A 19,318-nucleotide genomic window follows, 5' to 3' on the forward strand; every position below is an offset into this window, starting at 1 on the left:
CCGGCAAGGACGCGGACGCGACCGTCGGGCATGCCCGCCTACCCGTCGCTCTCCCGCATCCTGGCCGCCGGCTCGGGTCTCGGCGGCCTTGGCTATCTGATGACTCGCACGGACCCCTCCGTGGAGGGTGTCCTGACCGGTCTGTCGTGCCTCGTCCTGTGTGTCGGCTTCTCCGCGCTGCCGGCTCCGAAGAGGCCGGCGCGGCGTACACCCGCGCCGCCGTTGCGTCCGCCGGTGCCCGAGCCGCGAACCATCGACCCGCTGTCGGGACCGCAGCCCCACCGGCTGCTCATGGCCCAGGTCGTGCAGCCCCCCGCGCCGCCAACCCAGCCGGAGCGCAGCGACGACCTGCAGCCTGGGCGGACGTCTTGAGCCCTTGCCGCCGGGGAGCAGCAGCCTTGTCGCGTCAGGCCCGGTTCTTCTTGTTGTAGACGTCGAGGCAGACAGCCGCGAGCAGCACGATACCCTTGATGACTTGCTGGTAGTCGATGCCGATCCCGAGGATCGACATGCCGTTGTTCATCACGCCGATGATGAACGCCCCGATGACGACCCCCGAAACCTTGCCGATGCCGCCCGCGGCCGAGGCGCCGCCGATGAAGCAGGCCGCGATCACGTCGAGCTCGAACCCGACGCCGGCCTTCGGGGTCGCGGTGTTGAGGCGCGCGGCGAAGATCATGCCGGCGAGCCCGGCGAGGGCGCCCATGTTGGCGAAGGTCAGGAAGGTGAGCCGCTCGGTCTTGATGCCCGACAGGCGTGCGGCCTTGATGTTGCCGCCCAGCGCGCAGATGCGCCGCCCGATCGTCGTGCGGGTGGTGACGAAGCGGTAGATCATCACCAGCACGAACATGACCAGCAACACGTTCGGCAGGCCGCGATACGAACTCATCTGGTACGCGAAGGCCAGGATCACCGCGGTGATAATGCCGTTGCGGGCGATGAACGAGGCCAGGCTGTCCGGCGAGCTTCCGTGGCGGACCTGAACGGCGCGGCGCTGCCAGTTCATGCCGAGCAGGAGGAGCGCGAGCACGAGCCCCATCAGCATCGCGGTCCAGGGCCCGGCGAAGTTGACCAGGAAGCCTTTGGAAAGGAGCTGGAACACCTCCGGGAACGGCCCGATCGAGGCGCCCTGCAACAGCGCGAGCGTCAGGCCCCGGAACACCAGCATGCCGGCGAGGGTGACGATGAAGCTCGGGATCCCGAGATACGCCACGAACGCGCCCTGCAGGCCGCCGATGGCGGCGCCGACCGCGAGGCACACGATGGTCGCGGTGAACGGGTCGATGCCGTAATGCACCATGAGCAGGGCCGCCAGGGCGCCGACGAAGCCGACGATCGAGCCGATCGACAGGTCGATATGGCCGGCCACGATGACCAGCAGCATGCCCAGCGCCATCACGACGACGTAGCTGTTCTGCAGGATCAGGTTGGTCAGGTTGAGCGGCTGGAACAGCACGCCGTTCGTCGTGTACTCGAAGAACAGCGTGATCAGCAGCAGGGCGATCACCAGCCCGTAATCCCGGAACTGCGAGGTTCCCAGGAAGCCGCGCTTGGCGCGCGCATCGGCAGCGGGCTTGGCGTCCGGGACGGACTCGGGACCGGGGGGCATCGTCTTGGCCGCAGAGGTCTCGGTCATCCGTTCAGTTCCTTCGAGCGCATGATCGCGCGCATAATCGCCTCCTGGCTCGCCTCCGAGCGCTGGAACTCACCCACGAAACGCCCCTCGTTCATCACGTAGATGCGGTCGCACATGCCGAGTAGCTCAGGCATCTCGGACGAGATCATCAGCACGCCCTTGCCGCCCTCGGCCAGCTCGTTGATGATCGCGTAGATTTCGTACTTGGCGCCGACGTCGATGCCCCGAGTCGGCTCGTCCAGGATCAGCACCTTGGGGTGCGTGAACAGCCACTTGCTCAGCACGACCTTCTGCTGGTTGCCGCCGGACAGGTTTACGGTCTGCTGCGCGACTCCGAAGGAGCGGATGCGCATCTTCGCGCGATAGTCGGTGGCGACGCCGCGCTCCTTGTCCTCGTCGATCACCGCGGCCCTGGACACGCCCGGCAGGTTCGCCAGCGTGGTGTTCTTGGTGATGGTCTCGTCGAGCACGAGGCCGAGCTGCTTGCGGTCCTCGGTGACGTAGGCGATGCCCGCCGCGATCGCCTTGCCGATGGACGAGACGTCGGCGTCCCGGCCTTCGATCCGGACTTGGCCCGAGATGCCCTGGCCGTAGGCGCGGCCGAACAGGCTCATGGCGAGTTCGGTGCGGCCCGAGCCCATCAGGCCGGCGATCCCGACGATCTCGCCCTTGCGGACGGTGAGGCTGACGTTGCGCACCACCGCCCGGTCGGCGTGGACGGCGTGGTGCACCGTCCAGTTGCGCACCTCCAGCATCACGTCGCCGAGCCGCGGCTCGCGGGCCGGATACCGGTTCGCCATCTCGCGGCCGACCATGCCCCGGATGATTCGGTCCTCATCGACGGTGCCGTCACGGCAATCCAGCGTCTCGACCGTGGTGCCGTCGCGCAGAACCGTGATCCGGTCGGCGACCTTGGAGATCTCGTTGAGCTTGTGGGAGATCAGGATCGACGCGATACCCTGTTCCCGAAAGCTGACAAGCAGGCGCAGGAGCGCGTCACTGTCCTTTTCGCTCAGGCTCGCGGTCGGCTCATCGAGGATGAGCAGCTTCACCTTCTTCGAGAGCGCCTTGGCGATCTCCACGAGCTGCTGCTTGCCGACGCCGAGATGGGTGACCAGCGTTTCGGGGTTCTCCTCGAGCCCCACGGTCCTCAGGAGGTCGACCGCCCGGCTGAACATCCGGTCCCGGTCGATGATGCCGAACCGGGCCGGCTCGTTGCCGAGGAAGATGTTCTCGGCGATCGACAGGAACGGAACCAGCGCGAGTTCCTGGTGGATGATGACGATCCCGACGCGCTCGCTGTCCGAGATGTCCCGAAACGCGCTGAGGCGGCCCTCGTAATGGATCTCGCCCTCGTAGGTTCCGTGCGGGTAGACCCCGCTCAGGACCTTCATCAGCGTCGACTTTCCGGCGCCGTTTTCCCCGACCAGGGCATGGATCTCGGCCGGCCGGATCGTCAAGTTGACGTCGGAGAGCGCCTTGACGCCGGGAAATGTCTTCGTAATCCCTCGCATTTCGAGGACGGGCTGCATGCGACCAATTCCGGCTCGTCGTTCAGATGTCGGCAGCCGATGCCGGGGATGCCGGCATCGGCCAGGATCGATCGGGACCGGACCCCGGCCCCGCCGCGCTTATTTCAGCTGGTCGAGCGTGTAGTAGCCGGTTTCCACGAGGACCGGCTTCCAGTTGTCCTTGGTGACGACGACCGGCTTCAGCAGGAAGGACGGGACGATCTTCTTGCCGTTGTTGTAGGTCTTGGTGTCGTTCACCTCGGGCTGTTTGCCGTTCTCGATGGCGTCGATCATCGCCACAGTCACCTTGGCCAGCTCGCGCGTATCCTTGAACACGGTCGAGTATTGTTCGCCGGCGATGATGGACTTGACCGATTGCAGCTCGGCATCCTGGCCGCTGACCACCGGCATCTTCAGGCTGCCGGAGCCGTAGCCGACGCCTTTGAGCGACGAGATGATGCCGATCGAGATGCCATCGTAGGGCGACAGGACCGCATCGAGCTTGGCACTGCCGTAATAGGCCGAGAGCAGGTTATCCATGCGTGCCTGGGCGGTGGCCGGATCCCAGCGCAGGGTCGAGACCTTGTCCATTCCGGCCTGGCCAGAGCGCACGACCAGTTTCTTCGCGTCGATATACGGCTTCAGCACCGACAGCGCGCCGTCGTAGAAGAAGTAGGCGTTGTTGTCGTCCGGCGAGCCGCCGAACAGCTCGATGTTGAACGGGCCCTTGCCGTCCTTCAGCCCGAGCGCGTCGACAATCGAGTTGGCCTGCTGCACGCCAACCTGGAAGTTGTCGAACGTGGCGTAGAAATCGACGTTCGGGGTTCCCTTGATCAAGCGGTCGTACGCGATGACCTTGACGCCGGCATCCTTGGCTTTCAACAGCACGTCACTGAGCGTCGTGCCGTCGATCGACGCGATCACGAGGACTTTTGCCCCTTTGGTGAGCATGTTCTCGATCTGGGCGAGCTGATTCGGGATGTCGTCGTCGGCGTATTGCAGGTCCGGCTTGTAGCCCTTGGCGGACAGCTGCTTCACGATGTTGTTGCCGTCGTCGATCCAGCGCTGAGACGACTTGGTCGGCATGGCGACACCGATCAGGTCGCCGCCGGCGGCGAGCGCCTCCGGCACGGCGATGCCGGCCAGCATCGTGGCAGCGAGCGCGAGCCTCAAGAATGACTGCTTGGTGATCATCAAGTCCCCCCGGTCGTATTGTCGTCCCGCGCGCCGGATCGGCGCACGCCGCGTTGAGCGAATGCTTTTTTTGATTGACGGACGTCGTCGGCAGATCGGCGCCCTATAGCCAACTCTGCGCGAGAACTTCCTCGGCGAGCCGATCCCGACGTGTTGGGACGGTTACCAGTCTTCGGCACCGGCACCGGCGGCCCGGTCGTCCGACGGACGCCCGGTGACGGAACTGGCGAAGGCGGCGCACGGCTTACGAGGGCCCTCGCCCCGCGCGCGACCGAGTTCGTAACTCGGCCGTTTTTGTTGAGCGATTTGTATGAGTTATAAAACGGTGCGTCAATCGGCGCCGCGCAGAGCACACGGAAAAAGCGTGGATGCTGTTGAAGGCGGTTGCGCCGTGTGGGCGAGGCCGCGCCGGCAGGCGACGGCCCGGGATTTCAGCCGCGTCCGACGAACGGCATCTTGGTCGCCATCACGGTCATGAACTGGACGTTCGCCTCCAGGGGAAGGTTCGCCATCATTAGCACCGCGTCGCCGACATGGTCCGGGTCCATCACCGCCTCAGGCCGCGTCGAGCCATCGGGCTGCGCGACGCCGGCCTTCATCTTGCCGCCCATCGGGGTGTCGGCGTTGCCGATATCGATCTGGCCGCAGGCGATGTCGTAGGCGCGCCCATCCAGCGAAGTCGCCTTGGTCAGGCCGGTCACGGCGTGCTTCGTCGCCGTGTAGGCGATCGAATTCGGCCGCGGGGCATGGGCCGAGATCGAACCATTGTTGATGATCCGGCCGCCGCGGGGATCCTGGTCGCGCATGATCCGGAAGGCGTGCTGGGTGCACAGGAACAGCGCCGTCAGGTTGGTGTCGATCACTTGGCGCCAGGTCTCGAGCGGCAGATCCTCCAGCGGGACAGCCGGGGCACCGATCCCGGCATTGTTGAACAGCAGGTCGAGACGGCCGAACCGGCCTTTGGTCTGCGCGAACAGGTTGGCGATCGACTCCGGGTCGGTCACATCGGTGGGCACCACGAGGGCGCGGCCGGGCTCGATCCGCGCCGCGACCTCGTCGAGCGGCGCCTGCCGCCGCCCGGACAGCACGACGGTCCATCCGGCCCCGGCGAGCGCCAGGGCCGAAGCCTTGCCGACCCCCGTCCCCGCTCCGGTCACGATCGCGATCCGACCAGCTACCGACATCGCCGCCTCCCTGTTCCATGACGTTGCCCCGGCTGTACCGGACCGCCGTGGCGGCGCGAAGGGCGATCCGTTTCAGATGCATGGGGACCGTAGCGACCGGCAACACGCTATGGTGGAGATGACGGTACGCGGGATCGGGAGCGGCGGGATGCGGGCCTTTCGGGAAACAGGTGCGATCGCGGCCGCAGCGGAGCGCACATGAGCGCACCCGAGATCCCGTTCCTGGCCGGACTTGACGCGGCGGCGGTCTCGGCCGTCCGTGGCCGCATGGTCTCGATGGCGGTGCCAGCCGGCCGGACCCTGTTTGAGCAGGGCGATGTCGGCGACGCGCTCTACACGCTGGTTTCCGGCGCGGTCGGCGTCTCGACGCGCGATCGCCACGGGATCTTCACCCGGATCGCCCGGCTGCGCCCACCCGAGACCTTCGGCGAGATGGCGCTCCTGTCCGAGGCGCCGCGCGCCGCGACCGTCATGGCACTGCGGGATTCGCAGTTCCTGTGCCTGACCCGCGCCGCCTTCGAGACCGTGATCACGGAGCATCCACACACGCTCCTCTACTTCGCCCGCATGCTCGCCGAGCGCCTGCGCACGCTCTACGACGGCCATTCGGTGCATCACGCGCCGCGCACCTTCGTGGTTCTGGCGGTGACGGATGGCCCGGACCCGGAGCCGCTCGCCCACGATTTCGCCGCCGCCCTCGACGCGATCCTGCCGGGGAAAACGGCTTGCCTGAGCCGGTGGCCGGATGGGGCCGACGAGGACTGGGTTCACGCCTTCGAGGCCCGGCATGCGCGGACGGTGTTCGTTGCGCGGGACATCGGCGACGCGTGGTCGCGGCTGAGTCAGCGCCTCGGCGACCATGTTCTGTTGCTTGCCGAGCCCGGCGCGCCGCCGCGCCCCGGCGTGACCGCCTATCTGGAGCGGGTGCGGTCCGACTGGATCCGCATGGACCTGGTGGTGCGCCAGGACCCCGCGGCATCGCGCCCGAAGGCCCTGCACCCGCAGGTCGCCGGCCTGCCCGTTGCGATGCGGGTCCAGGTCCGCCCCGGCCGGCACCTCGACGTCCGTCGGCTTGCACGGCTGGCCAGCGGGGTCGGGCGGGGACTGGTGCTCGGCGGCGGCGGCGCGCGCGCCTTTGCCCATCTCGGCGTGCTCCAGGCCCTGGACGAGGCCGGCTGCCCGCCGGACTTCGTGGGCGGCACCAGCATGGGAGCGATCATCGCCGCCAGCCTCGCCATGGGCTGGAGCCTCGCCGAGATCCAGGCGCAGACCGAGGCCTCGTTCGCCGGCCGCAGCCTGATCAACGATTACACTTTGCCCATCCACGCCCTGACGCGGGGTTCCAAGGTCGACGCAGGTCTCGCCGAACGCTACGGCGGCGCGCGGATCGAGGACCTGTGGCTGCCGTATTTCTGCGTGTCGTCGAACCTGACGACCGGGCGGGCGATGATCCACCGCGCCGGGGACCTGCCCAAGGCCTTGCGGGCGAGCATCGCGATCCCGGGACTGCTGCCCCCAGTCCTGTGCGAGGCGGGCGTGCTGGTCGACGGGGGCATGATGAACAACGTGCCCGCGGACGTCGCCGCCGAACTGGAGCGTGGTCCGGTCCTGGCCGTCGATGTCGGCAGCGACCGCGCGTTCCAGGACATGCCCATCCGGGGCTGGCGCGGCCGGCTCCTGCGCAGGTTGATCGGCTCGCCGGCCGCGATGCCGGGCCTGGCGCCGCTCTTGTTGCGCGCGGCCACCGTGTCGAGCGACGCGCAAACCATGATGGCCGCGGCCCACGCCACGGCCCTGCTCAGACCGCCGCTCGCCGGCATCGATCTGCGCGCGTGGTCGAGCTTCCGGGAATCGGCCGAGCTCGGTTACCGGGACACCCGCGCGAACATCGAGGCCGGACATCTGGCGCAGTGGCTCGATCCGATGCGCTGACCGATCGCCGGATTGCGCAGGGCGGTCGCGCGTGTGCCAGCACACCGTGGCGACGAGCAGGGGGTAACCAGATGCCCCGGTCAACGATCTTCCCTGAGACGAAGACACGCTGAGCTCGAAGACGATGACTACGAATTCTTCAGGACCACGCAACCGGACCGATAGCGCGCGGGCATCAAGCCTACGGGATGGCGATGGCGCACCCTATGTCCCCGCCTCGGGAGCCCTGCTGCACGGTGCCGCCTTCGTCCTGCTCTGTCTCTGGACGCGGACATCTCCGGATCGGCTCAGGGACCAACTCGCGGCCGAGGCGAGCGCCTGTTCCGCCCTTGGCTTCTGACGGGATGGATGCACGGCCGGCGGCCCACGTGAGCCGTCGGGCCTGACGGAGCACGGGATCGGATGAACGATGTAGCGGGCGTTGCGATGCGCCGGGTCGTCCTGCCGGAGGTGACCCTGCACGTGGCCGAGGCCGGTCCGCAGGCGGGTCCGCCGACCATCCTCCTGCACGGCTTTCCCGAATCCTGGTACGGCTGGCGCCATCAGATCGGAGCGCTCTCGGAGGCAGGCTTGCGGCTGGTCGTGCCCGATCAGCGCGGTTACGGCCTCAGCGACAAGCCGCACGGCATCGCCGCCTACCATCTCGACCGGCTGGCCGGTGACGTGATCGCCCTGGCCGACGCCTGCGGCTTCCGGACTATCCGCCTCGTCGGCCACGATTGGGGTGGGCTGGTCGCGTGGTGGGTCGCCAGCCTGTATCCCGACCGCATCGACCGGCTCGCGATCCTCAACGCGCCGCATCCGGGCATTGTCGGATCCTACATCCGCCGCCACCCGGGGCAGTGGCTGCGGAGCTCCTATGTCGGCCTGTTCCAGATCCCCGTGCTGCCCGAGCGGCTGCTGACGGCGGATCGGTGCCGGGCCTTGCGGCGGGCCCTGACCCGCACGAGCCGGCCCGGGGCCTTCGCGGCTTCGGACCTCGATCGCTATGTCGAGGCCTGGCTGCAGCCGGGCGCGATGACCGCCATGCTGAACTGGTACCGTGCCTTGGCGCAGTTGCCGCGGACGGCGCCGCCGCGGGTCCGCGTGCCGACCCTGATCCTCTGGGGCAAGCAGGACACCGCCCTGCAATCCGGCCTCGCGGAGGCGAGCCTGGATCTCTGCGAGGACGGGCGGATCGCGTGGTTCCCAAGCGCGAGCCACTGGCTCGCTTACGAGGAGCCGGTGGCCGTCAACAGCGCGTTGCAAGCGTTTCTGGTCTGAATCACGATCCCGGGCCGACCCCGCTCATCTCTTCGACGGGCTGTCTGCGTTCAGTGCCGATCCCGGAAAGACTGCATCCGGCCCGGTCTCGTACGTGTCGAGCCGACGAAAGTCTCACGGTTTCGGCAGTCGAGCGCTTAATTCATCTCAGAAGTTGTACTATCATGACCTCGATTTTGCTCAAGGTAGGTCTATCGACGAAACACGCTCTGGACCTTGGGACGATCCGATTTTTCCATCGATGGGACTGAATCTTTTTCAGCAGAGTCTTGGGAACTTCGCCAGCCGCAGATCATTGTGGATCGCCTTCTCGAAGTCGGATGGAGTATTTTAAAAATGTCTTTTCGTTCACTGCTGACCGCAAGCTTGGTCTTGGGCGGTCTCGTCGCCGGAACGGCGGCGGTTCAGGCGGCCCCGGCGCTGCCGCAATCGGGCCTGACGGGTCACGACATGATCGATCAGGTCGCGATGCATCACCGCCACGATCACCGGATGCACCGCCATCATTCCACGCGCCATCAGCGCCGGATGCGCCGCATGAATACGATGCACCACGGCAACCCGAACTCGAAGAACCCGTCGCGGCCGGGCTACCAGCAGAACCTGGGCAGCACCACCGGCGGCCCGCGTTACTGAGCCGGCACTCCCAGTTCGAATGACAGCCCGGCGCCGCAAGCGCCGGGTTTTTCTATGTCGGAGCGACGGCATCCACCGACGATGACGGCTTCTCCCCAGGCGCGTAGCCCGGGACGGCCTGATTCGGCAGACGCACTCTGCTAAGAGGCGCCATGGCCCGAACCGCCGTCCGCATCGCCGACACACCGCCCGCCGCCAGCCTGGATCCGGCCGGCGCAACGCCGATGATGGCGCAGTACATCGAGATCAAGGCGGCCAACCCCGACTGCCTTCTGTTCTACCGGATGGGGGATTTCTACGAGCTGTTCTTCGGCGACGCTGAGATCGCGTCGCGGGCTCTCGGGATCGTGCTGACCAAGCGCGGCCGGCACGGTGGCGCCGAGATCCCGATGTGCGGCGTGCCGGTCGACCGCGCCGACGACTACCTCAGCCGCCTGATCGCGCTGGGCAACCGGGTCGCGGTCTGCGAGCAGACCGAGGATCCCGCCGAAGCCAAGCGGCGCGGCCCGAAATCGGTGGTGCGACGCGAGGTGGTCCGCCTCGTCACGCCGGGCACGATCACGGAGGATCGCCTCCTCGATCCGGCCAGCGCCAACCTCCTGCTGGCGATCGGCCGACGCAAGACCGGGGAGGGGGCCACGGCGTACGGCCTCGCCGCCATCGACATCTCCACCGGCCGCTTCTCCCTGAGCGAGGTCTCGGGTGGCGATCTCGCCGGCGCCATCGCCCGGTACGATCCCCGGGAGATCGTCCTGTCGGAGGCGATCCACGCCGATCCGGCGCTGGCGCGGATCTGGCAGGAGAGCCGGGCCGCGATCGTCCCCCTGGCCCAAGCCGAACTGGAGCCCGCCGCGGCCGAGCGGCGGGTGCGCGAGCAATACGGCGTCTCGACCCTCGACGGCTTCGGCAATTTCACCCGGGCCGAGATCCAGGCCGCCGGGACCGGGCTCCTGTACATCGCCCGCACGCAGCTCGCCGCCCGGGCGCCCCTCTCGGTGCCGAGCCGCGAGGCGGCGGGGTCGACGCTCGCCATCGATGCCGCCACCCGCGCCAACCTGGAGCTGACCCGCACGCTCTCGGGCGAGCGCACCGGCAGCCTGCTGGACACGATCGACCGGACCGTCACCGCCAACGGCGCCCGCCTGCTGGCCGAGCGCCTGGCGGGGCCGCTCACCGACCTGGAGCGGATCGCCCGCCGGCACGAGACCGTCGCGTATCTCGTCGAGGACCACGGCCTCCGGAAAGCGATCCGCGAGACGCTGGCCCGGGCCCCCGATCTGGCGCGGGCGCTCTCCCGGGTCGGGTTGGGGCGCAGCGGCCCCCGGGACCTGGCCGCGATCCGGGACGGGCTGTCGGCCGCCGCCGGCCTCGGGGCGGTCCTGACGCAGGCCGGCGTAGGCACACCGGAGCTTGCGGAGGTCGCCGAGGCCCTGGGGGCGGCCGATCCGGCCCTGGCGACGTCGCTGCAGGCCGCGTTGGCCGACGAGCTGCCCCTGTCCCGGCGGGACGGCGGCTTCGTCAAAGCGGGGTTTTCCGCGGCGGTGGACGAGGCCCGGCTGCTCGGCCAGGATTCGCGCAAGGTCGTCGCGGCACTCCAGGCCCGCTACGCCGAGGAGACCGGCTGCCGGACGCTGCGGATCAAGCACAACAACCTGCTCGGATATTTCATCGAGGTTCCGCAATCGGTGGGTGAGGCCTGCCTCAAGGGCCTTCAGCGGGACTTCGTGCATCGCCAGACCATGGTCGATGCGATGCGCTTCACGAGCGTCGAATTGGGCGACCTGGAGCGAAGGATCTCCGGCGCTTCGGACCGCGCGCTGGCGCTCGAATCCGCGATCTTCGAAGAATTGGCCGGCCGTATCGTCGAACAGTCTTCGCAGACTGCGCGGGTCGCCGAAGCCCTGGCGTCGCTCGACGTCGCGGCCAGCAACGCCGAACTCGCGGTCGAGTTGGACTGGCGGCGGCCCGAGGTGGACGATACCCTGGCCTTCGCGATCATCGGCGGTCGTCACCCGGTGGTTGAGGCCGCGTTGCGCCGGGCGGGCGAGCCGTTCATCGCCAACGATTGCGACCTGTCGGGCGAGACGCGCGGCCGGATCCGACTGATCACCGGCCCGAACATGGGCGGGAAGTCGACCTTTCTACGCCAGAACGCCCTGATCGCCGTGCTGGCCCAGATGGGCGCGTTCGTTCCGGCGGCGTCGGCGCAGATCGGGCGGGTCGACCGCCTGTTCTCCAGAGTGGGCGCCGCCGACGACCTGGCGCGCGGGCAATCGACCTTCATGGTCGAGATGGTCGAGACCGCCGCGATCCTCAATCAGGCGAGCCGGCGCTCCCTGGTGATCCTGGACGAGATCGGGCGCGGCACCGCGACCTTCGACGGGCTGTCGATCGCCTGGGCCTGCCTCGAGCACCTCCACGAGGCCAATGCCTGCCGGGCACTGTTCGCCACGCACTTCCACGAGTTGACGGCGCTCGGCGACCGGCTGGCGCGGCTCGACAACGCGACCCTGAAGGTGGCCGAGCACCGCGACGGCGTGGTCTTCTTGCACGAGGTGGTGCCGGGCATCGCCGAGCGCAGTTACGGCCTCCAGGTGGCGCGTCTGGCCGGGCTGCCGGCCAGCGTGGTCACCCGCGCCGGGGCGATCCTGAAGAGCCTGGAGAAGGCGGAGCGCGGGCGTCCGGCCCGGGCCAGGATCGACGACCTGCCGCTGTTCGCAGCCCTCGCCCCGCCACCGCCGCCGGAACCGCCGGCCGAGGATCCGATCGGCACGCTGCTCGACACCATCGATCCGGACGCGCTGACGCCCCGGGAGGCGCTGGACGCGCTCTATCGGCTCAAACGCGAGCGGGCGGAGAAGCGGTGATCGCGGCGTAAGAGGGGTTCCCGCCAAGCCTCCTCATCCTGGAGTGCTGCGCAGCAGCCTCGCGCCGTCGCCTCGACTTGGGGGATTTGATAGGAGCGTTGGGTCTGCAGATTTACGGCGCCGGAGCAAAATGAAAGCCGTCCGGCGCGCCATGCTCCGGCGCACGGCCGGCCCGGCGGTCGCCGACCCAGTCCAGGATGCTGGCGACAACGCGCTCGCTATAGGGCTTGGCGATCACCCCGATGGCACCCGCGAAGTCGTCCGGGATGCGCTTCGCGTTGGCGGTCATGAACACCACGGTGATCCGCGGATCCGCCGAGAGCGCCCGGGCGACCTCGACGCCGGTGGGGCCGTCGACCAGGTGGATGTCCACGAAGGCGACGTCCGGAGTGGCGGAGCGCCCCAGCGCGATCGCCTCGGTCGAACTCCCCGCGATGCCGACCGTGACGTGCCCGAGATCGTCGAGCAGGCATTCGAGTTCGAGGGCGATCAGCACCTCATCCTCGACCACGAGGATGCGGAGCGCAGCGTCCGTGCCGGCATTCCCGCCCCTCATGCGCTGTCCCCATCCCGTTGCAGGGCCCACCAGCGGATCGCGGATCCGGGGAGGCTCCAGGTTCTTCATCGAGCATCGACGCGGTCCGAGAGCCAGCATCCGGCCTTCGGGATGGTGTTCAGGGGCACTGAGCTTGAGGCCTTTGGGCCGAAGACTCAAGCCGGCGCCAGGAGCGGGATATCGATCTGGACATGGGTGCCGGGTCCGGCATCGACCCAGGCGATGGTGCCTCGCAGCTGGCGCACCACCATCTCCACGAGATTACGACCGAAACCGGCGGGGTTCGGGGCCGCCGCCGCGATGCCGACGCCGTCGTCGCGGATCGTCAGGCGCATCCCGGACTCGGTGCGACGGGCAGTGATCGAGACGCGGCCCTCACGCGCATCCGGGAAGGCGTGACGCAGGGCGTTCGCGGTCAGCTCGTGGATGAGCAGGGCGAGCGGTGCCGCCATGGCGGCCGCCACCGAGATCGGCTCGACCTCCGCCTCGACGCGTCGCGTCTCGTGATCGAGGCCGGCATTCACGTCGGACAGGAACTCGGCCGCGAAATCGCCGAGGTTGAAGTGGGTGCAGTCACCCTCGGAATAGAGCATCCGGTGCGCGGTCGAGAGCGCTCCGATCCGCTCGGCCATGCCCTGGAGCGCGTCCCGGGCCTCGCCCTCCGGCGTGCGCCGGGCCTTCAGCAGCATCAGCGAGGAGATGACCTGAAGATTGTTCTTCACCCGGTGGTCGACCTCGTGAAGCAGAGCGGTCTTCTGCTCCAGAGCCGCACTGAGGTCATGGGTGCGGGCCGCGACCAGGCGCTCCAACTCGTCGTTGTTCACCCGCATGGTGAACTCGCGTTCGCGGGTGTGGGTCATGTCGGATTGCGCCGCGTAGAAATACGCGAGGCCGGCCGCGTCGTGGACCGGTGTGATCGTCATGGCGCTCCAGTAGGGAGAGCCGTCCTTGCGATAGTTCAGCAGCTCGGAGCTGATCGAATCACCGGCTTGGACGGCGGCCCGGATCCGGGCCACCTCGGCCTTGTCGGTTCCAGGCCCCTGGAGCATGCGGCAGTTGCGTCCGACCAGTTCATGGACGGCGAAGCCGCTCAATGCCAGGAACGCGTCGTTGACCCAGGAGATCGGGTTGTCGGGCGCACGCGCGTCGGTGATCACCATCGGGGACGGCGAACGGGCAAAGGCATCGACCAGCATCGCGTTTGGCGGACTGGGCTCGGGGCGGGCACTCAACGCATCATTCCACACTCGATCGACCCGGCTTTAGGATACGGCAACGCCGATCACGCCCCGCGCATGCAGGACGTGGAGACCACGTTAAGCAGGCATCGACCATGATTTAGGCGCACGGCCCCCCGATTCAGCCAAGACCCGAACGGCGCAAGGCTGCCACGATTTCGCGGGATCAAGGCCATTACGGCTCAGGAGTTCCATGCCATGGCCAACCCGCCACAGGCTGCGCGCCGCTTTCACCTGCGCGATATCGTCGAGGATCGCCGAATCCTGCTGATGCTGGCGCTCGGATTCTCCTCCGGGCTGCCGCTCCTGCTGGTGCTCGGGACCTTCACGCTCCGGCTCGCCTTCTCGGATATCGACGTGCGGGCGATCGGCCTGTTCAGCTACGTCGCGCTGCCGTACTCGCTGAAGTTCCTGTGGGCCCCGGCGATCGACCGGCTGAACGTGCCGGTGCTGAGCAGGCTGCTCGGCCGGCGGCGGGCCTGGATGGTAACCACGCAGGCCGCCGTCGCCCTGTGCCTGATCCTGATGGCCTTCTCGGACCCGAAGACCAACCTGGCGCTGCTCGGCTTCGGGGCCTTCCTGGTGGCCTTCTGCGCGGCGAGCCAGGATGTGGTCGTGGACGGCTGGCGCATCGACGCCGCCGGCAGCGACTTCCAGGGCATCCTGGCGGCGACCTCGAACCTCGGCTACCGGCTCGGGCTGATCGCGGCCGGCGCCGGGGCCCTGTTCATCGCCTCGTCCGGGGGCTGGACGCTGGCCTACCTGATCATGGCGGCCCTGATGCTGGTCGGGATGATCGCCGCGCTGCTGGCGCCGGCCTTCGACGCACCCGCGCGGGTGCAGGCCGACGCGGCCGGGCATTCCCGGTTCTGGTCCATGCGCCGGGCCGTGCTGGAGCCGCTGACCGAGCTGCACGGCCGCTTCGGCGGCGCGCTCTGGGGCATCCTGCTGCTGGTGGCGCTCTACCGTCTGCCGGATTTCCTCTCGGGCGTGATGGCGAGCCCGCTCTATCGGACGCTGGGCTTCGACCTCAAAGAGATCGCAACCGTCACCAAGCTGTACGGCATCTGGGTCGGCATCGCGGGGGGCTTCGCGGGCGGCTGGGCCCTGGCGCGGCTCGGCCTGTTCCCGACGTTGCTGCTCGGCGCCTTCCTGGCCGCCTCCTCGCACCTGTCCTTCGCCTGGCTGTCGGCCGGCGCTCCCGAGATCTGGCGCCTGACGGTGGCGATCTCGATCGAGAACTTCTGCGGCTCCTTCGCCGGCATCGTGCTGATCGCCTACATGTCGAGCCTCACCAGCCCGGCCTACGCGGCGACGCAGTACGCACTGTTCTCCTCGCTCTACGCCCTGCCGGGCAAGCTGGTCGCGGGGTCGTCCGGCTTCGTCGTGGCGGCGATCGGCTATCCGGCCTTCTTCGTGATGACCTCCCTGGTCGGGATCCCGGTGCTGATCCTCTGCCTCGCGGTCGGGCGGCGCGGGCAGCGTCAGGACGAGGCTGCGGCGCGGGCGGCGGACGAGGCGGGGAACCGCATCCCGGCGCCCGAGCTTCCTTCCACGGCGCGGGCTTCCGGCACCGCGTGATGCGATCAGATCCAGGAATTCACGGATGAGCACGAGCGATCTCACTCGCGCCGACGCGACGATGCCGGCGCCGATCCCCGAAATCGCCTTGAGCGAGGCGGACCTCGCCGCCCTGCGCCGGGCCGTGGCGGTACTGGAGCGGCCGAGCCTGGCCGCCCGCCTGTCCTCGGCGGCCGGCGCCCCGCTCGACATCATCGGCCGCTCGCTGCCCGCCCCGGTGACGGAGGCCGTCGGCCGCTCCACCGAGGCGGCGATGCGCGGGGCGCTGCGGGTCGCCCTGGCGACGCTGCCGCGCAGGGACGTCGTTCCCACCGCGGGTACCGAGATCGAGGCAGTCGCCGCCAAGGCGGACAGCCGGCTGACCCGTCTGCTCGGCTCGGGCGACACCAAGCACAAGGCGTTCGCGGCGCTGTCCGGGGCGCTGGGCGGCGCGTTCGGGCTGGCGACGCTGGCCGTCGAGCTGCCGGTTTCGACCACGCTGATGCTCCGCTCGATCGCCGAAATCGCCCGCGACGAAGGCGAGGACCTGGAAACGCCAGAGGGTGCCTTGGCCTGCGTCCAGGTCTTCGCCCTGGGCGGACGCACCGCGGCCGAGACGGAGGCGGGCTCGGCATTGACCGAGAGCGGCTATTTCGCGGTCCGGGCGGCCCTGGCCAAGACCCTGGCGGAGGCCGCGCGCTACGCCGGCAGCAAGACCCTGCTCGACCAGTCGGCTCCGGCCCTGATCCGGTTCACGGCGCAGATCGCGGCCCGATTCGGCTTGGTCGTCTCGCAGAAGGTCGCCGCGCAGGCCGTCCCCGTGCTGGGCGCCTTCGGGGGGGCTGCGGTAAACACCGCCTTCATGAGCCATTTCCAATCGACCGCCCGGGCGCATTTCACGGTCCGGCGGCTCGAGCGGGCCTACGGTCCGGCCGCCGTGCGGGCGGCCTACGAGGTGGAGAAGGCGGCGCTGGCGGCGGCCTGAACGCGCGTCGCCGCCTGAACGGTCTTGCGGTCGGCAGCCTCGCTGTCGTCGGGACGGACCGCCTCGGCATTCCGGGTTCGCCTGTGGCCCCGAGAGGCACGCCGAGCGGAACGGCGATCGAATCCCGGATCCGCCTTGATCCGCCTTCCCGGTCCCGCCAGAAACGATCCGTCTGACGCGCAGCGATGGAGGCGATCCTGATCAGCAACGCGGAGATGGTGATGCGGCTCGCCTTGGCGGCGCTGGCCGGCAGCGTCATCGGGCTGGAGCGCGAGCGGCTGCTCTGGGCGGCGGGCCTGCGGACGCACATGCTCGTCTGCGTCGGCTCCTGCCTGATCATGATCGTCTCGGCCTTCGGCTTCAGCGACGTGCTCGGCACCAAGAACGTCGTGCTCGATCCCTCGCGCATCGCCGCGCAGGTCGTCTCGGGAATCGGGTTCCTCGGCGCGGGCACGATCCTGCTGCGCGGCGAGGTCGTGAAGGGGCTCACCACGGCGGCAAGCCTGTGGGGCGTGGCGGCGATCGGGCTCGCGATCGGCAGCGGGCTTTATGTGCCGGCTTTGGCGACGACGGTCCTGGTGGTCGGCATCCTGGCGGGGATCAAGCCGTTCGAGGAACGCTGGCGCGAGCGGATGCGGTCCCAGACCCTGCGCATGACCGTCCGCAAGGGCGGGATGTCGATCGACACCCTCCATGCGGTGACCGGCGAGCGCGCCTCGCGGGTGCGCCAGTTCAGCACCCGGCCGGCTTCAGACCCGGACCTCGACGAGGTCACCGTCACCTTCGTCCGGCTGTCGCGCACGAGCTTCGAAGCGATCGCCGCCAAGCTGCGCGAGACCGCCGAGGTGGTCTCGGTCGATACCGTCGACAGCTGACGTCTCAGGCCGCCTCGCCGTCCAGGAAGAGGCGATAGGCCGGATTCTCGGTCTCGTCGGTGGCCGGGTAGCCCAACGCCTCGATTGCAGCATCGAACCGTGTGCGCTCGGCCGCCGGCACCGCGATGCCGGCGAGGACCCGGCCGTAATCGGCGCCGTGGTTGCGGTAGTGGAACAGGGTGATGTCGAAGCCGGGCCCCAGCGCGTCCAGGAACTTCATCAGCGCGCCCGGCCGCTCCGGGAACTGGAAGCGGAACAGCCGCTCATGCGCGACCCCGACGGCCCGGCCGCCGACCATGTAGCGGACATGGACCTTCGCCATCTCGTTGTCGCTCATGTCGAGCACGCGGTAGCCGGCCTCGCGCAGGTCGCCGATCAGTCCCTGCTTCTCGCGCTTGCCGCCGGCGATGTTGATGCCCACGAAGATCTGCGCCTCGGAGCCCGGGGCGTGGCGGTAGTTGAACTCGGTGATCGCCCGCGGCCCGAGCGCCCTGATGAACGCCCGGTAGGCGCCGGGCTGCTCCGGGATGGAGACGCCGAGCAGGACCTCGCGCTGCTCGCCGATCTCCGCCCGCTCGGCGATATGGCGCAGGCGGTCGAAGTTGAGGTTCGCCCCCGACGAGATCGCGATCAGGGTGCCGTCGCCGCCCTCGCGCTCGGCGTAGAGCTTGGCCCCGGCGAGGCTCAGCGCCCCGGACGGCTCCGACACCGCCCGGGTGTCGTCGAAGATGTCCTTCACCGCCGCGCACATGGCGTCGGTGTCCACCGTGATGACTTCGTCGAGATGCTCCCGGCAGAGCCGGAAGGTCTCCTCGCCGGCTTGGCGCACGGCGACGCCGTCGGCGAACAGCCCGACCGAGGGCAGGCTGACCCGGGTGCCGGCGGCGAGCGCAGCCGCCATGCAGGCAGCATCCTCAGGCTCGACGCCGATCACCTTGGTGCCGGGCCGCAGGTACTTCACGAAGGTCGCGATCCCGGCGGCCAGCCCGCCGCCGCCCACCGGCACGAAGATCGCCTCGATCGGCCCGGTATGCTGCTCCAGGATCTCCTTGCCGATGGTCCCCTGGCCGGCGATGACCTCGGGATCGTCGAACGGGTGCAGGAAGGTCAGCCCCTGCTCGGCCTCCAGGATCTTGGCGTGGGCCAGGGCCTCGTCGAACGCGTCACCGTGCAGCACCACCTCGGCGCCGCGGGCCCGGCAGGCATCGACCTTGATCGACGGGGTGGTGCGCGGCATCACGATCACCGCCCGGGCCCCGAGCTTGGCCGACGCCAGCGCCACGCCCTGCGCATGGTTGCCCGCGGAGGCGCAGACCACGCCCCGGGCGATCTGGTCCGGGCTCAGGCCCGACATCTTGTTGTAGGCGCCGCGCAGCTTGAACGAGAAGACGGGCTGCAGGTCCTCGCGCTTGAGCAGCACGGGCCGGCCGAGCCGCTTCGTCATCCGGGGCATCGGATCGAGCGGGCTCTCGATCGCCACGTCGTAGACGCGGGCGGTCAGGATCTTGCGGATGTAGTCGGTCATGTTTTTGGGACTTCGGCGCGCGGCGCGGATGGGCCGAGATAGACCCTCGCGCGGCGAGATGCGAGCGGAGGCTCGCTCAGGTCAGAGGCCGGGCCCAGTCCTGGCAGCCGTGCAGGACGCGGACGATCAAGATGCCGGCCGCGTGCTCGACATACCCGACGACATGCGCGCGGTACGGATACAGCCGCACCGGAGGCACGAGGTCATCCCGGAAGAAGGCCAGCAGCGGGGTTCTTGGCGAACAGCGCCGTCAGCCCAGCGTAAGACCGCTCGGCTTGGTCGCGGCCGAAGGTGGCGGAACCAGACACCACCAACACCCAGCCGGTCAAAGATCTGACGGTCTTACCAGTTCGCAC

15 protein-coding genes are annotated in these 19,318 nt (G+C 68.9%); 8 read left to right on the forward strand and 7 right to left on the reverse strand.

The annotated features are described in order from the left end of the window. The first annotated feature begins 30 nt into the window (after positions 1-30). Positions 31-372: a hypothetical protein gene (locus ACYQPG_RS12085; protein WP_147937657.1), complete on the forward strand. Its 342-nt coding sequence runs from the start codon at positions 31-33 to the stop codon at positions 370-372. Positions 373-406: 34 nt separating this feature from the next. On the opposite strand, the gene mmsB is transcribed toward ACYQPG_RS12085, so the two are convergent. From mmsB to ACYQPG_RS12105, 4 genes are all read right to left on the reverse strand, one after another. Beyond that, positions 407-1,636 (reverse strand): multiple monosaccharide ABC transporter permease, encoded by a 1,230-nt coding sequence (gene mmsB, locus ACYQPG_RS12090; protein ID WP_461231035.1) that lies wholly within the window; start codon positions 1,634-1,636, stop codon positions 407-409. After that, the gene (mmsA, locus tag ACYQPG_RS12095) at positions 1,633-3,168 is read right to left on the reverse strand and encodes a multiple monosaccharide ABC transporter ATP-binding protein (RefSeq protein ID WP_419829514.1); all 1,536 of its coding nucleotides are present in this window, start codon (positions 3,166-3,168) and stop codon (positions 1,633-1,635) included. The genes mmsB and mmsA overlap by 4 nt, the downstream gene beginning before the upstream one ends. A gap of 99 nt (positions 3,169-3,267) precedes the next feature. Then, on the reverse strand, positions 3,268-4,296 hold the full coding sequence (gene chvE / locus ACYQPG_RS12100; RefSeq protein ID WP_461232462.1) for a multiple monosaccharide ABC transporter substrate-binding protein: 1,029 nt from the start codon (positions 4,294-4,296) through the stop codon (positions 3,268-3,270). Between the two features lie 476 nt (positions 4,297-4,772). Further along, positions 4,773-5,525, reverse strand: a complete 753-nt coding sequence (locus ACYQPG_RS12105; RefSeq protein ID WP_147905673.1) for an SDR family oxidoreductase — start codon at positions 5,523-5,525, stop codon at positions 4,773-4,775. A gap of 198 nt (positions 5,526-5,723) precedes the next feature. On the opposite strand from ACYQPG_RS12105, the gene ACYQPG_RS12110 reads away from it, so the two are divergent. The 4 genes from ACYQPG_RS12110 (at position 5,724) to mutS (ending at position 12,223) form a co-directional block, all read left to right on the forward strand. Beyond that, positions 5,724-7,457 carry a patatin-like phospholipase family protein gene (locus ACYQPG_RS12110; RefSeq protein WP_461231036.1) on the forward strand — a complete coding sequence of 578 codons (1,734 nt, stop codon included), beginning with the start codon at positions 5,724-5,726 and terminating at the stop codon, positions 7,455-7,457. A gap of 402 nt (positions 7,458-7,859) precedes the next feature. Next, the gene (locus ACYQPG_RS12115) at positions 7,860-8,720 is read left to right on the forward strand and encodes an alpha/beta fold hydrolase (RefSeq protein ID WP_461231037.1); all 861 of its coding nucleotides are present in this window, start codon (positions 7,860-7,862) and stop codon (positions 8,718-8,720) included. A gap of 216 nt (positions 8,721-8,936) precedes the next feature. Further along, positions 8,937-9,356: a hypothetical protein gene (locus ACYQPG_RS12120; RefSeq protein WP_461231038.1), complete on the forward strand. Its 420-nt coding sequence runs from the start codon at positions 8,937-8,939 to the stop codon at positions 9,354-9,356. A gap of 152 nt (positions 9,357-9,508) precedes the next feature. Continuing rightward, positions 9,509-12,223 (forward strand): DNA mismatch repair protein MutS, encoded by a 2,715-nt coding sequence (gene mutS / locus ACYQPG_RS12125; RefSeq protein ID WP_461231039.1) that lies wholly within the window; start codon positions 9,509-9,511, stop codon positions 12,221-12,223. Positions 12,224-12,335: 112 nt separating this feature from the next. Here mutS and ACYQPG_RS12130 read toward each other — a convergent pair whose 3' ends face one another. Both ACYQPG_RS12130 and ACYQPG_RS12135 read right to left on the reverse strand, forming a co-directional pair. Then, positions 12,336-12,779, reverse strand: a complete 444-nt coding sequence (locus ACYQPG_RS12130; RefSeq protein ID WP_147905678.1) for a response regulator — start codon at positions 12,777-12,779, stop codon at positions 12,336-12,338. A gap of 155 nt (positions 12,780-12,934) precedes the next feature. Next, positions 12,935-13,975 carry a histidine kinase dimerization/phosphoacceptor domain -containing protein gene (locus ACYQPG_RS12135; protein ID WP_147938120.1) on the reverse strand — a complete coding sequence of 347 codons (1,041 nt, stop codon included), beginning with the start codon at positions 13,973-13,975 and terminating at the stop codon, positions 12,935-12,937. 240 nt (positions 13,976-14,215) lie between these two features. Here ACYQPG_RS12135 and ACYQPG_RS12140 point away from each other — a divergent pair, with 240 nt between their 5' ends. The 3 genes from ACYQPG_RS12140 (at position 14,216) to ACYQPG_RS12150 (ending at position 17,437) form a co-directional block, all read left to right on the forward strand. Next, entirely contained in the window at positions 14,216-15,598 is a 1,383-nt protein-coding gene (locus ACYQPG_RS12140; RefSeq protein WP_147905679.1) for an AmpG family muropeptide MFS transporter, read from the forward strand. 25 nt (positions 15,599-15,623) lie between these two features. Next, entirely contained in the window at positions 15,624-16,562 is a 939-nt protein-coding gene (locus ACYQPG_RS12145) for an EcsC family protein (RefSeq protein WP_461231040.1), read from the forward strand. Positions 16,563-16,777: 215 nt separating this feature from the next. Beyond that, positions 16,778-17,437 carry an MgtC/SapB family protein gene (locus ACYQPG_RS12150; protein WP_147938121.1) on the forward strand — a complete coding sequence of 220 codons (660 nt, stop codon included), beginning with the start codon at positions 16,778-16,780 and terminating at the stop codon, positions 17,435-17,437. A 4-nt stretch (positions 17,438-17,441) separates the two neighbouring features. On the opposite strand, the gene ilvA is transcribed toward ACYQPG_RS12150, so the two are convergent. Beyond that, a complete protein-coding gene (gene ilvA, locus ACYQPG_RS12155) occupies positions 17,442-18,962 on the reverse strand; it encodes a threonine ammonia-lyase, biosynthetic (RefSeq protein WP_461231041.1) in 1,521 nt (506 codons plus the stop codon). Between the last annotated feature and the right edge of the window lie 356 nt (positions 18,963-19,318).

This window comes from Methylobacterium sp. CM6246, assembly GCF_054818005.1.